The sequence below is a fragment of the Enterobacter sp. SES19 genome (genome assembly GCF_011765665.1).
Classification (GTDB): domain Bacteria; phylum Pseudomonadota; class Gammaproteobacteria; order Enterobacterales; family Enterobacteriaceae; genus Enterobacter; species Enterobacter pseudoroggenkampii.
This window is the reverse complement of record NZ_CP050320.1, coordinates 738,593-753,051: the sequence shown is the minus strand read 5'-3', so window position 1 is coordinate 753,051 and position 14,459 is coordinate 738,593. Positions and strand designations below refer to the sequence as shown.

The following is a 14,459-nucleotide window of genomic DNA, read 5'->3' as shown; positions in this document are numbered from 1 at the left end:
TAATCAGGCCTGGTTTTGTTTTCTGGGATAACGGCGTGGCGCAGGCGCAAGAAGGTTTTTTACTGACCCGACACTGGCGGGATACCCCGCAGGGCACCGAGGTCGCGTTCTGGCTGGCGACGGACAACGGCCCGCTGCAGGTGACGCTGCCCCCGCAGGAATCCGTGGCCTTTATTCCTGAAGCCCACGTCGAAAACGTGAAACAGCTGCTGCGCGGCGAAAACGGCTGGCGCATAACCCCGCTTGAACTGAAAGATTTCCACCGCCAGCCGGTTTACGGCCTCTACTGTCGCGCCCATCGTCAGCTGATGCGCTATGAAAAACTGCTCCGCGAGGCGGGCGTGACGCTCTACGAAGCCGATATCCGCCCGCCGGAACGCTTTCTGATGGAGCGGTTCATTACCGCCCCCGTCTGGGTTGATGGCATCGAACAAAACGGCGGCGTCGTTAACGCGCGCCTGAAGCCGAACCCGCACTACCGCCCACCGCTGAAGTGGGTCTCCCTGGATATCGAAACCACCCGTCACGGCGAACTGTACTGCATTGGCCTGGAAGGCTGTGGCGATCGGGTTGTCTATATGCTTGGGCCGCCAAATGGTGATGCCTCCGCGCTGGATTTCAGGCTTGAGTACGTCAACAGCCGCCCGCAGCTGCTGGAGAAGCTTAACCAGTGGTTTGCCGACTACGATCCCGATGTTCTGATCGGCTGGAACGTGGTGCAGTTTGACCTGCGCGTGCTGCAAAAACACGCCGAGCGCTACCGCATCCCGCTGATGCTCGGGCGCGGCAACAGCGAGCTGGAATGGCGCGAACACGGTTTTAAGAACGGCGTTTTCTTCGCACAGGCGAACGGCCGCCTGATTATCGACGGCATCGAGGCGCTCAAATCCGCCTTCTGGAGCTTCTCTTCCTTCTCCCTTGAAGCCGTCGCGCAGGAGCTGCTTGGCGAAGGTAAATCCATCGATAACCCCTGGGACAGGATGGACGAGATCGACCGGCGCTTTAACAAAGACAAGCCCGCGCTCGCCACCTATAACCTGAAAGACTGCGAGCTGGTCACGCAGATATTCCACAAAACCGAGATTATGCCGTTCCTGCTGGAGCGCGCGACGGTTAACGGCCTTGCGGTCGACAGGCACGGTGGATCGGTTGCCGCCTTTAGCCACCTCTATTTTCCCCGAATGCACCGGGCAGGATATGTCGCCCCTAACCTCGGGGAGGTGCCGCCGCAGGCCAGCCCCGGCGGATACGTCATGGACTCCCGGCCAGGATTGTATGACTCCGTTCTGGTCCTGGATTACAAAAGCCTGTACCCGTCGATCATCCGCACCTTCCTGATCGATCCCGTCGGGCTGGTTGAGGGCATGGCCCAGCCGGATGATGAGCACAGCACCGAAGGCTTCCTCGGCGCACGCTTCTCGCGGGAAAAACACTGTCTGCCTGACATCGTGGGAAACATCTGGAACGGCCGCGACGAGGCCAAGCGCCACGGTAACAAGCCGCTATCACAGGCGCTGAAAATCATCATGAACGCCTTTTACGGCGTGCTGGGCACCAGCGCCTGCCGCTTCTTTGATCCGCGCCTGGCCTCCTCGATCACCATGCGCGGGCACGAGATCATGCGCCAGACCAAAGCGCTGATTGAATCCCGGGGCTATGACGTCATCTACGGCGACACCGACTCCACCTTTGTGTGGCTTAAGGGCGCGCATTCAGAAGACGACGCCGCGCAAATCGGTAAAGCGCTGGTCGCCTTCGTGAACGACTGGTGGCAGGAACATCTGCAGAAAGCGCGGTTAACCAGCGCGCTGGAGCTGGAATTTGAAACCCATTTCGCCCGCTTTTTAATGCCCACCATTCGCGGTACCGATCAGGGCAGCAAGAAGCGCTACGCCGGGCTGATTCAGGAAGGCGATGCGCAGCGGATGGTATTTAAAGGGCTCGAGACAGTGCGTACCGACTGGACGCCTCTGGCGCAGCAGTTCCAGCAGACGCTCTATCTTCGCGTGTTCCGCAATGAGCCCTATCAGGACTATGTGCGCGAGACGATAGCCAGCCTGATGGCGGGCGAACTTGACGCGCAGCTGGTGTACCGCAAGCGCCTGCGCCGCCCGCTGGCGGAGTACCAGCGTAACGTTCCTCCGCACGTACGCGCCGCGCGTCTCGCGGATGAAGAAAACGTACGCCGCGGCCGCGCGCCGCAGTACCAAAACAGGGGGACCATCAAATACGTCTGGACCATTAGCGGCCCGGAACCCGTGGATTATCAGCATTCTCCGCTGGATTACGAACACTATCTGACGCGTCAGCTTCAGCCGGTTGCCGACGGAATTTTGCCCTTCATCGACGATGATTTTGCTACACTAGTGACAGGGCAACTTGGCCTATTTTGACGCGTGACGAAATGGCTGCCATCCAGTACCATAGCGCCCTTTCCATTCCCGGACCCATTTTTCGATGACCGTCTTTTTTGACGGGGGTCGAACTATTGCCTGCAATTAAAGATTAGAGCCGAACAACTATGCCTTTTACACTTGGTCAACGCTGGATCAGCGATACAGAAAGCGAACTTGGATTAGGAACCGTCGTAGCAATCGATACGCGTATGGTTACCCTCCTCTTCCCAGCCACCGGTGAAAACCGTCTGTACGCTCGCAATGACTCCCCTGTCACCCGCGTGATGTTTAATCCGGGTGACACCGTGACCAGCCATGACGGCTGGCAGCTCAAGATTGAAGACGTAAAAGAAGAGAATGGACTGCTCGCTTACATTGGGACTCGCCTGGACACCGACGAGGCCAATGTCATCCTGCGCGAAGTGCTGCTCGACAGCAAGCTGGTGTTCAGCAAGCCGCAGGACCGCCTGTTTGCCGGGCAAATCGACCGTATGGATCGCTTCTCCCTGCGCTATCGCGCGCGTAAGTTCCAGAGTGAACAGTACCGCATGCCGTGGAGCGGCCTGCGTGGCCAGCGCACCAGCCTGATCCCCCACCAGCTGAACATCGCCCATGACGTGGGCCGTCGCCACGCGCCGCGCGTGCTGCTGGCAGATGAAGTGGGTCTGGGTAAAACCATCGAAGCGGGCATGATCCTGCATCAACAGCTGCTTTCCGGCGCTGCCGAACGCGTGCTGATTGTGGTGCCAGAAACCCTGCAGCACCAGTGGCTGGTTGAGATGCTGCGCCGCTTTAACCTGCGTTTCTCGCTGTTCGACGACGAACGCTACGCCGAAGCGCAGCACGATACCGACAACCCGTTTGAAACCGAACAGCTGGTGATTTGCTCTCTGGACTTCGTGCGCCGCAGCAAGCAGCGTCTTGAGCATCTGTGCGATGCCGAATGGGATCTGATGGTGGTCGATGAAGCGCACCATCTGGTCTGGAGCGAAGATGCGCCGAGCCGCGAATATATGGCTATCGAGCAGCTTGCCGAGCGCGTGCCTGGCGTCCTGCTGCTGACCGCAACGCCGGAACAGCTGGGGCTGGAAAGCCACTTCGCCCGCCTGCGCCTGCTCGATCCAAACCGTTTCCACGACTTTGCGCAGTTCGTGGAAGAACAGAATAACTACCGTCCGGTGGCGGATGCCGTCGCCATGCTGCTGGCGGGCAAGCGTCTCTCTAATGACGAACTCAACACCCTGAGCGATCTGATTGGCGAGCAGGATATTGAGCCGCTTTTGCAGGCCGCGAACAGCGAGAGCGACAACGCGGAATCCGCGCGTAAAGAGCTGATCGACATGCTGATGGACCGCCACGGCACCAGCCGCGTGCTGTTCCGAAACACCCGTAACGGCGTCAAAGGCTTCCCGAAACGCGAACTGCACACCATCAAGCTTCCGCTGCCGACGCAGTACCAGACGGCGATTAAAGTCTCCGGCATTATGGGCGCGCGCAAAACCCAGGAAGAGCGCGCCCGCGACATGCTTTATCCGGAACAAATCTACCAGGAATTTGAAGGCGATACCGGCACCTGGTGGAACTTCGATCCGCGCGTGGAGTGGCTGATGGGCTACCTGACCGCGCACCGCTCCCAGAAAGTGCTGGTGATCTGCGCCAAAGCGGCCACCGCGCTGCAACTGGAGCAGGTCCTGCGCGAGCGCGAAGGTATTCGTGCCGCCGTGTTCCACGAAGGCATGTCCATCGTCGAGCGCGACCGCGCCGCGGCGTGGTTCGGCGAAGAGGACAGCGGCGCGCAGGTTCTGCTGTGCTCGGAAATCGGCTCTGAAGGCCGTAACTTCCAGTTCGCCAGCAACCTGGTGATGTTCGATCTGCCGTTTAACCCGGATCTGCTGGAGCAGCGTATCGGCCGTCTGGACCGTATTGGTCAGGCGCATGATATTCAGATCCACGTGCCGTATCTGGAAAAAACCGCGCAGTCCGTGCTGGTACGCTGGTTCCACGAAGGTCTGGACGCGTTTGAACATACCTGCCCGACGGGCCGCACCATTTACGATCAGGTTCATGGCGATCTGATCGGCTACCTGGCCGCGCCGGAAAACACCGACGGCTTTGACGATCTGATTAAGTCCTGCCGCGAGAAGCACGACGCGCTGAAAGCGCAGCTGGAACAGGGTCGCGATCGCCTGCTGGAGATCCATTCCAACGGCGGTGAAAAAGCGCAGGCGCTTGCTGAGAGTATTGAAGAGCAAGATGATGACACCAGTCTGATCAGCTTCTCCATGAACTTGTTCGACATTGTCGGCATCAACCAGGACGACCGTGGCGAGAACCTGATTGTCCTGACCCCGTCCGATCACATGCTGGTTCCGGATTTCCCGGGCCTGCCGGAAGATGGCTGTACCATCACCTTCGAGCGTGACGTGGCGCTGTCCCGCGAAGATGCCCAGTTTATCACCTGGGAACACCCGCTGATCCGCAACGGTCTGGACCTGATCCTCTCCGGCGATACCGGCAGCAGTACCATCTCCCTGTTGAAAAACAAGGCGCTGCCGGTGGGCACCCTGCTGGTAGAGCTGATCTACGTTGTGGAAGCGCAGGCGCCTAAACAGCTGCAGCTCACCCGCTTCCTGCCGCCAACGCCGGTCCGCCTGCTGCTGGACAAAAACGGCACGAACCTGGCCGGACAGGTCGAGTTCGAAAGCTTCAACCGACAGCTGAGCGCGGTGAACCGCCATACCGGCAGCAAGCTGGTTAACGCGGTCCAGCAGGACGTGCACGCTATTCTGCAACTGGGCGAAACCCAGATTGAGAAAGCGGCCAGAGCGCTGATTGACGCTGCGCGTAGTGAAGCCGATGAGAAACTGTCTGCGGAGCTGTCGCGTCTGGAAGCGTTAAAAGCCGTCAACCCGAACATTCGTGACGACGAGCTGGCGGCGATTGAAAGTAACCGTCAGCAGGTGCTGGAAAGCCTGAATCAGGCGAGCTGGCGTCTGGATGCCCTGCGTCTTATCGTTGTGACGCATCAGTAAACGGAGCGCAAGATGGTGATGGAGCCTTACAATCCGCCGCAGGATCCCTGGCTGGTCATTCTGTATCAGGATGAACACATTATGGTGGTCAACAAGCCCAGCGGCCTGTTGTCCGTGCCGGGGCGTCTGGATGAGCACAAAGACAGCGTGATGACGCGCATTCAGCGCGATTATCCGCAGGCGGAGTCTGTCCATCGCCTGGACATGGCCACCAGCGGCGTGATTGTGGTGGCGTTAAATAAGGCGGCGGAACGCGAGTTAAAACGTCAGTTCCGCGAGCGCGAGCCGAAAAAGCAGTATGTCGCCCGCGTCTGGGGCCACCCCGCGCAGGCGGAAGGGCTGGTGGATTTACCGCTGATCTGCGACTGGCCGAACCGGCCAAAGCAGAAGGTGTGCTACGAAACCGGCAAGGCCGCGCAGACCGAGTATGAAGTGCTGGAGTATGCGCCGGATAATACCGCGCGCGTCCTGCTTAAACCGATTACCGGACGTTCACACCAGCTGCGCGTGCATATGCTTGCTCTGGGTCATCCGATTCTGGGCGACCGCTTCTACGCGCCGCCTGAAGCGCTGGCCTTAGCGCCACGTCTGCAGCTGCACGCGCAGACGCTCACCATCACCCATCCGGCCTTCGGTAACGCGATGACGTTTAAAGCCCCGGTGGACTTCTAAAAAAAAGCCCGACACCGTCGGGCTTTTTCTTATTTGAAACCTTTCTTCTCTTTAATGAGCTCGTACGCCTTCTGGATTTCCTGCGCTTTTTGCTTCGCCATCTCCATCATTTCTGGCGGCAGGCCTTTCGCGACCAGTTTGTCCGGATGATGCTCGCTCATGAGCTTACGATAGGCACGTTTAATCGTGGTCTGATCGTCAGAGGGCTTTACGCCAAGCACGTTGCAGGCATCTTCCAGCGTCGGTCCACGCTGCGCCTGCTGCCAGGCACCGCCGGACGACTGCTGGTGATAGCCGCCGCCAAACTGCGCCCCACCCTGCATCATGCGCAGGAACTGGTCAAACTGCATACGGGAGATGCCCAGCTCTTCCGCAATGACGTACAGCACATCACGTTCATTAGGGTGAAGTGAACCGTCGGCGAAGGCCGCCTGGATTTGAATTTCCAGAAACATCCGAATTAAATCAAAACGTCCGAAGCAGATGCTGCGGAACTGACGCATTTTTTCGCGAAGCGGATAGTTATCCGATTTACCGATGCGAAACGCATTTTGCGCTTCCAGACGGGAATCGCCATGCAGGTTCATACGATCCATAAAAACGCTGGCAATCTGAATATCGGCTTCTGTGACACGCCCTTTGGATTTGGTTAAGTGCCCCATCACCTCAAAGGTGGTGGAGAAAAAGAGTGACTGACGCTCGCGCTGATTGGCAAACCAGGCCATTTTGCGGCTGCGCGCCTTATCAAACATATGGCCGATAATAAGTCCAAGCACAATCCCCCAGAACCCGGCCCCCATGATGATGGCGAACGCAACGCCGATTATTTTACCCCAATACTGCATATACTCCCCGGATAGTCATATTCCTGGCCGACGCAACGTCATCATCACTGTGTTCAAGTCACGGTCAATTGAAGGACATCGCCTATAATTTGCTTTATCATACTCGTCATTCGATAGCGAGCCTAACACTCTGGCACGCAAACGGGCAGGATTAACGCTGGTACTGCGCAGATGAGTAAGATAGTCTCTGAGCGTTTGTAAGCCGTAGCCACTGATGACGGAACAATAAAATACAACGTATGAAAAAACGTATCCCCACCCTTCTGGCCACAATGATTGGCTCCGCCCTGTATAGTCAACAGGGGCTGGCGGCCGATCTCGCCTCGCAGTGTATGCTTGGCGTCCCAAGTTATAATCGCCCACTGGTGAGTGGCGATACAAATAGCTTGCCGGTAACCATTACTGCCGACAGTTCGAAAGGGACTTACCCTGACAATGCCACGTTTACGGGCAATGTGGATATTAACCAGGGTAATAGCCGCCTGCAGGCAGATGAAGTGCAATTGCACCAGAAGCAGCCGGAAGGTGCGGCCGAGCCGGTACGAACGGTGGATGCGCTGGGTAATGTGCACTATGACGACAATCAGGTCATCCTGAAAGGTCCGAAAGCCTGGTCAAACCTGAATACTAAAGATACTAACGTCTGGGAAGGTGATTACCAGATGGTGGGTCGCCAGGGGCGCGGTGACGCAGACCTGATGAAACAGCGCGGCGAAAACCGCTATACGATCCTGGAAAATGGTACATTCACGTCGTGTCTGCCGGGTTCAAATACCTGGAGCGTGGTCGGAAGCGAGGTTATCCATGACCGCGAAGAACAGGTCGCAGAGATCTGGAACGCCCGCTTCAAACTGGGTCCAGTGCCCATATTCTACAGCCCTTATCTGCAGCTTCCCGTGGGTGACAAACGTCGCTCCGGCTTCCTGATCCCAAATGCCAAATACAGCACCACGAACTACTTTGAGTTCTACCTGCCGTATTACTGGAACATCGCGCCAAACATGGATGCGACGATCACGCCGCACTATATCCACAAGCGCGGCAACATCATGTGGGAGAACGAGTTCCGCTATCTGACACACGCCGGTGCGGGTCTTATGGAGCTGGATTACCTGCCGTCGGATAAAGTCTTCCAGGATGAGCATCCGACCGAAGGTAATAAACACCGCTGGATGTATTTCTGGCAACATTCCGGTGTGATGGATCAGGTCTGGCGTTTCAACGTCAACTACACCAAGGTGAGTGATCCGAACTACTTCAACGATTTCTCGTCAAAATACGGTTCGAGTACTGACGGTTATGCCACGCAGATCTTCAGCGCAGGCTATGCGGTGCAGAACTTTGATGCGACAGTAACAAGCAAGCAGTTCCAGGTATTTGATAGCCAAACGGCGAGTACCTATGGCGCTGAGCCACAACTGGACGTTAACTGGTACCAGAATGACGTGGGTCCATTCGACACCCGTATTTATGGTCAGGCGGTGCATTTTGTAAATACAAATTCCAATATGCCGGAAGCCACCCGCGTTCACCTGGAGCCCGTAATCAACCTGCCATGGTCAAATGACTGGGCAAGTCTGAACACGGAAGCTAAGCTGATGGCGACACACTATCAGCAGAAAAATATCGATGATTACAACGCGAATCCAAACAATACCGGTCACCTGGAAGAATCCGTAAACCGTACGCTTCCGCAGTTCAAAATGGACGGCAAGCTGATCTTCGAACGCAATATGGGTCTACTGGCGGATGGCTATACCCAGACGCTGGAGCCACGTATGCAGTATTTGTACGTGCCTTATCGCGATCAGAGCAATATTAATAACTACGACTCCTCATTACTGCAGTCTGACTATAGCGGCCTGTTCCGCGACCGTACCTACGGTGGCCTTGACCGCATCGCCTCGGCAAACCAGGTAACGACCGGGGTCACATCGCGCGTTTATGATGATGCTGCCGTTGAACGTTTTAACGTTTCTGTTGGTCAAATCTACTATTTCACCGAGTCTCGCACGGGCGATGACAATATTAAGTGGGAGAAAGATAACAAGACAGGTTCGCTGATTTGGGCTGGTGACACCTACTGGCGTATGACCGACCGTTGGGGTCTGCGCGGTGGCGTGCAATATGACACCCGTCTCGACAATATCGCCAACAGTACAGCGGCCATTGAGTATCGCCGGGATGAAGATCGTATGGTGCAGTTGACCTATCGTTATGCCAGCCCGGAATATATTCAGGCCACATTGCCAAACTACGGCAATGGGGAACAGTATAAAGACGGTATCTCGCAGGTCGGTGGTGCAGCAAGCTGGCCAATCGCCGATCGCTGGTCAGTCGTTGGCGCTTACTACTTTGACACCAACACTCATAAAGCAGCTGACCAGATGGTGGGTCTGCAATATAACTCCTGCTGCTACGCGCTGCGTGTCGGTTACGAACGTAAGCTTAACGGCTGGGATACTAACAACAATCAGAGCAAATACGATAACGTGATTGGCTTTAACTTCGAGCTACGCGGCCTGAGTTCCAACTACGGTCTGGGTACGCAGAAAATGCTGCGCTCGAATATTCTGCCATACCGTACTTCCTTGTAATGTGCTTGATTTGCAACGTAATCCGCTTTGCGGTTAATTGAAATGGAAAAAGTATGAAGAACTGGAAAACGCTGCTGCTCGGTGTCGCTATGGTTGCGAATACCAGCTTCGCGGCCCCCCAGGTTGTTGATAAAGTCGCTGCTGTGGTTAACAACGGCGTCGTGCTTGAAAGTGACGTTGACGGTCTGATGAAATCGGTGAAGCTCAATTCGGGCGAAGCCGGTCAACAGCTTCCGGATGACGCCACGCTGCGCCACCAGATCCTGGAGCGTCTGATCATGGATCAGATCGTTCTGCAGATGGGGCAGAAAATGGGTGTGAAAGTCACTGACGAGCAGCTCGATCAGGCGATCGCTAACATCGCGAAGCAAAACAATATGTCTTTAGATCAGATGCGCAGCCGTCTGGCCTATGACGGCATCAGCTACGCCACCTACCGTAATCAGATCCGTAAAGAGATGCTGATTTCGGAAGTACGTAACAACGAAGTGCGTCGCCGCGTCACTATCCTGCCTCAGGAAGTGGAGGCGCTGGCAAAACAGGTGGGTAACCAGAACGATGCGAGCACAGAGCTGAATCTGAGCCACATTTTGATTCCACTGCCAGAGAACCCAACGTCCGATCAGGCTGCGGAAGCAGAAAGCCAGGCGCGTTCTATTGTTGAACAGGCGCGTAACGGCGGCGACTTTGGCAAGCTGGCCATCACCTACTCCGCTGACCAACAGGCGCTGAAAGGCGGCCAGATGGGCTGGGGACGTATTCAGGAGCTGCCATCCATCTTTGCCCAGGCGCTGAGCACGGCGAAGAAAGGGGATATCGTCGGTCCTATCCGTTCAGGCGTGGGCTTCCACATTCTGAAGGTGAACGATCTGCGCGGCCAGAGCCAAAATATCTCCGTCACCGAAGTTCACGCTCGCCACATTCTGCTGAAACCGTCACCGGTCATGACTGACGATCAGGCGCGTGCGAAGCTGGAACAGATCGCAGCAGACATTAAGAGCGGTAAAACCTCGTTTGCGAAGGCCGCAAAAGAGTTCTCTCAGGATCCAGGCTCTGCTAACCAGGGCGGCGATCTGGGCTGGGCGGCTGCGGATATTTACGATCCTGCCTTCCGTGACGCGTTGATGAAGCTGAACAAAGGCCAGATGAGCACGCCGGTCCACTCTTCGTTTGGCTGGCATCTGATCGAGCTGATGGACACCCGTAACGTTGATAAAACGGATGCGGCACAGAAAGACAGAGCCTACCGTATGCTGTTTAACCGTAAGTTCTCTGAAGAAGCAGCCACCTGGATGCAGGAACAACGCGCCAGTGCTTACGTGAAAGTGCTGAGCAACTAATGAAACAGCATCGTGTTGTTATCACGCCCGGCGAACCCGCCGGGATTGGGCCTGACCTCGTTGTCCAGCTCGCCCAGCTCAGCTGGCCGGTAGAACTGGTTGTCTGCGCCGATGCAACACTGTTACAAGACCGGGCAACACTGCTCGGTCTGCCTTTAACGCTCATCCCTTACGTTGAAGGCCAACAGCCTGCACCACAGCAAGCCGGTACGCTTACCCTTCTCTCTGTTCCCCTTCGAACGCCGGTCATTCCGGGTCAGCTCAGCACGGAAAACGGCCACTATGTCGTTGAAACCCTTGCGCGCGCCTGCGACGGTTGCCTGAAGGGCGAATTTGCCGCTCTGATTACCGGCCCCGTTCACAAAGGCGTGATCAACGAAGCGGGCATACCGTTTACCGGGCATACGGAGTTCTTCGAAGAGCGCTCGCACAGTCCGAAAGTGGTGATGATGCTAGCGACCGAAGCGATGCGCGTTGCCCTGGTGACCACCCATCTGCCGATCAAAGCGATTCCGGATGCGATCACCCCCGATCTCCTGCGTGAGATCATCGGGATTTTGCATCACGATCTGCAGACAAAATTTGGGATCCCGCAGCCGCATGTGCTGGTTTGCGGCCTGAATCCGCACGCGGGCGAAGGCGGGCACATGGGCACCGAAGAGATCGATACCATCATTCCGGTACTCAACGAAATGCGGGCGAAGGGAATGAACCTCAGCGGTCCGCTGCCTGCTGATACCCTTTTCCAGCCGAAATACCTGGATAATGCCGACGCCGTGCTTGCGATGTACCACGATCAGGGCCTGCCCGTGCTAAAATACCAGGGCTTTGGCCGCGGGGTGAATATCACCCTCGGTTTACCTTTTATTCGAACGTCCGTTGACCACGGTACTGCGCTGGATCTGGCAGGCCAGGGGAAAGCGGATGTCGGCAGTTTTATTACGGCGCTTAATCTCGCCATCAAAATGATTGTTAATACTCAATGACTAATCGAGTCCATCAGGGCCACTTAGCCCGTAAACGTTTCGGGCAAAACTTCCTTAACGATCAGTTCGTGATCGAAAGCATTGTCTCGGCTATTAATCCGCAAAAAGGCCAGGCGATGGTCGAAATCGGCCCGGGCCTTGCTGCACTGACCGAACCGGTAGGCGAACGCCTCGACGAACTGACCGTCATCGAACTGGACCGCGATCTGGCCGCACGCCTGCAAACGCACCCGTTCCTCGGGCCGAAGCTGACCATCTATCAGCAGGATGCCATGACCATGAACTTTGGCGAACTGTCGGAAAAAATGGGCCAGCCGCTGCGCGTTTTCGGCAACCTGCCGTACAACATCTCTACGCCGCTCATGTTCCACCTCTTTAGCTATACTGATGCCATTGCCGACATGCACTTCATGTTGCAAAAAGAGGTTGTTAACCGTCTGGTTGCAGGCCCGAACAGTAAAGCGTATGGTCGTTTAAGCGTGATGGCACAATATTACTGCAACGTGATCCCGGTACTCGAAGTACCGCCGTCAGCGTTCACACCACCACCGAAAGTGGATTCAGCGGTTGTGCGCCTTGTGCCGCACAAGACGAAACCGTATCCGGTTAAAGATCTGCGCGTACTGAGCCGCATTACCACAGAAGCCTTTAACCAGCGCCGTAAAACGATCCGTAACAGCCTGAGCAATTCGTTTACCGTAGAGGTGTTAGCCGAGCTGGGGATCGACCCGGCAATGCGTGCGGAGAATATTTCCGTAGAGCAGTACTGCAAGCTGGCTAATTACATCAGCGATAATGCGCCGCCGAAGGAGAGTTAAGCCATGATTGATTCGCCCCGCGTATGTGTCCATGTACAAAGCGTCTATGTTGAATCACAGTCCTCTCCGGACGAAGATCGTTTTGTTTTCGCTTATACCGTGACCATTCGTAATCTGGGGCGGATGCCCGTGCAGCTGCGCGGGCGCTACTGGCTAATCACTAACGGCAATGGCCGCGAAATTGAAGTTCAGGGCGAAGGTGTGGTCGGTGAACAGCCCCACATCGCCCCTGGCGAAGAGTACCAGTACACCAGCGGCGCGGTAATTGAAACGCCGATGGGTACCATGCAAGGCCATTATGAAATGGTCGACGTCGATGGCAACGGATTCCGCGTTGCCATTCCTGTGTTCCGTCTCGCCGTTACTACACTCATTCATTAATCTAATGTCTACATATCTGATTGGCGACGTTCACGGTTGCTACGATGAACTGATCGCATTGTTAAAACAGGTCGACTTTACGCCAGGACAGGACACGCTCTGGCTGACGGGCGATTTAGTCGCGCGTGGCCCCGGCTCCCTTGAAGTATTACGTTTCGTCAAATCGCTGGGCGACAGCGTGCGCATGGTGCTGGGTAATCACGATCTGCATCTGCTGGCGGTTTTCGCCGGGATCAGCCGCAACAAGCCTAAAGATCGCCTCACACCACTGCTGGATGCGCCGGACGCGGACGATCTGATTAACTGGCTGCGCCGTCAGCCCCTGCTGCAGATCGACGAAGAGAAAAAGCTGGTCATGGCGCATGCCGGGATCACGCCACAATGGGATCTTGAGACGGCGAAAACCTGCGCGCGTGACGTTGAGGCGGTGCTGGCGAGCGACTCGTATCCTTTCTTCCTTGATGCCATGTACGGCGATATGCCGAACCACTGGAGCGAGGATCTCAGCGGTCTGGCTCGCCTGCGCTTTATCACCAACGCGTTCACCCGCATGCGTTTCTGCTTCCCGAACGGGCAGCTGGATATGTATTCCAAAGAAACGCCGGAAAGCGCGCCCGCCCCGCTGAAACCGTGGTTTGCCATTCCGGGACCGGTGACCAGCGAGTACAGCGTGGTATTTGGTCACTGGGCAGCACTGGAAGGAAAAGGAACGCCGGAAGGGATTTACGGTCTGGATACCGGATGCTGCTGGGGTGGGGAGTTAACCTGCTTACGCTGGGAAGATAAAGCTTACTTTGTGCAGCCGTCCAACCGACAGCTGGACTTAGGAGAAAGTGAGGCCGTTGCCTCCTGATAATGATTCCCTCTCCCGGCCGGGAGAGGGAAAATTACTTAACGACGTTCCAGAATCTCGAAGCAGTAGCTGTGGGAGTTCTGTGCATCCGCGTCGTGGAATTCGCTGAATACCGATTCCCACTCGTCCGGATCGTAGTCCGGGAAATGGGTATCCCCTTCCACTTCTGCATCAATGTGGGTCAGATACAGCTTCTGCGCTTTTGGCAGGAACTGCTCGTACACACGCCCACCGCCAATCACCATAATCTCTTCGGCATTGCCGCATGCAGCAATCGCCTCGTCTACTGATTTTACCCATTCGACGCGATCGTCAGTGCCTGGCTGGCTGCTGATAACGATATTCTTACGGCCCGGCAATGGACGACCAATCGACTCCCAGGTCAGGCGGCCCATCACTACCGGCTTGTTTAACGTAGTACGTTTAAACCATGCGAGATCGGCAGGCAGGTTCCACGGCATGGCATTTTCCATACCGATAACGCGGTCCACCGCCAGCGCTGCAATCAGACTGATCATTGAAAATTTCCCGGATGCAAA

At 56.2% G+C, this 14,459-nt stretch carries 11 protein-coding genes; 9 read left to right on the top strand and 2 right to left on the bottom strand.

Features of this window, described 5'->3' with window-relative positions; translation table 11 throughout:
* Positions 1-35 precede the first annotated feature (35 nt).
* The 3 genes from polB (at position 36) to rluA (ending at position 6,100) form a co-directional block, all read left to right on the top strand.
* On the top strand, positions 36-2,393 hold the full coding sequence (gene polB, locus GXP72_RS03515; RefSeq protein WP_208763506.1) for a DNA polymerase II: 2,358 nt from the start codon (positions 36-38) through the stop codon (positions 2,391-2,393).
* A 128-nt stretch (positions 2,394-2,521) separates the two neighbouring features.
* Positions 2,522-5,428 (top strand): RNA polymerase-associated protein RapA, encoded by a 2,907-nt coding sequence (rapA, locus tag GXP72_RS03510; RefSeq protein WP_208763505.1) that lies wholly within the window; start codon positions 2,522-2,524, stop codon positions 5,426-5,428.
* Positions 5,429-5,440: 12 nt separating this feature from the next.
* Positions 5,441-6,100 carry a bifunctional tRNA pseudouridine(32) synthase/23S rRNA pseudouridine(746) synthase RluA gene (gene rluA, locus GXP72_RS03505; protein ID WP_008502014.1) on the top strand — a complete coding sequence of 220 codons (660 nt, stop codon included), beginning with the start codon at positions 5,441-5,443 and terminating at the stop codon, positions 6,098-6,100.
* 29 nt (positions 6,101-6,129) lie between these two features.
* On the opposite strand, the gene djlA is transcribed toward rluA, so the two are convergent.
* Positions 6,130-6,945 (bottom strand): co-chaperone DjlA, encoded by an 816-nt coding sequence (gene djlA, locus GXP72_RS03500; RefSeq protein WP_008502016.1) that lies wholly within the window; start codon positions 6,943-6,945, stop codon positions 6,130-6,132.
* A gap of 239 nt (positions 6,946-7,184) precedes the next feature.
* On the opposite strand from djlA, the gene lptD reads away from it, so the two are divergent.
* Genes lptD through apaH form a run of 6 tightly spaced genes read left to right on the top strand, consistent with a single transcriptional unit; the run spans position 7,185 to position 13,920 of the window.
* On the top strand, positions 7,185-9,542 hold the full coding sequence (gene lptD, locus GXP72_RS03495; protein WP_024907434.1) for an LPS assembly protein LptD: 2,358 nt from the start codon (positions 7,185-7,187) through the stop codon (positions 9,540-9,542).
* A 53-nt stretch (positions 9,543-9,595) separates the two neighbouring features.
* Positions 9,596-10,882, top strand: coding sequence for a peptidylprolyl isomerase SurA (surA, locus tag GXP72_RS03490; RefSeq protein ID WP_024907433.1), 1,287 nt, complete (start codon positions 9,596-9,598; stop codon positions 10,880-10,882).
* Entirely contained in the window at positions 10,882-11,868 is a 987-nt protein-coding gene (gene pdxA, locus GXP72_RS03485; protein ID WP_024907432.1) for a 4-hydroxythreonine-4-phosphate dehydrogenase PdxA, read from the top strand. The genes surA and pdxA overlap by 1 nt, the downstream gene beginning before the upstream one ends.
* Entirely contained in the window at positions 11,865-12,686 is an 822-nt protein-coding gene (gene rsmA, locus GXP72_RS03480) for a 16S rRNA (adenine(1518)-N(6)/adenine(1519)-N(6))-dimethyltransferase RsmA (protein WP_023310362.1), read from the top strand. Before pdxA ends, rsmA begins: the two co-directional genes overlap by 4 nt.
* 3 nt (positions 12,687-12,689) lie before the next feature.
* A complete protein-coding gene (gene apaG, locus GXP72_RS03475; RefSeq protein WP_024907431.1) occupies positions 12,690-13,067 on the top strand; it encodes a Co2+/Mg2+ efflux protein ApaG in 378 nt (125 codons plus the stop codon).
* A 4-nt stretch (positions 13,068-13,071) separates the two neighbouring features.
* A complete protein-coding gene (gene apaH, locus GXP72_RS03470) occupies positions 13,072-13,920 on the top strand; it encodes a bis(5'-nucleosyl)-tetraphosphatase (symmetrical) ApaH (protein WP_023310360.1) in 849 nt (282 codons plus the stop codon).
* Positions 13,921-13,958: 38 nt separating this feature from the next.
* Here apaH and folA read toward each other — a convergent pair whose 3' ends face one another.
* Positions 13,959-14,438: a type 3 dihydrofolate reductase gene (gene folA / locus GXP72_RS03465; RefSeq protein ID WP_008502023.1), complete on the bottom strand. Its 480-nt coding sequence runs from the start codon at positions 14,436-14,438 to the stop codon at positions 13,959-13,961.
* Positions 14,439-14,459: the final 21 nt, after the last annotated feature.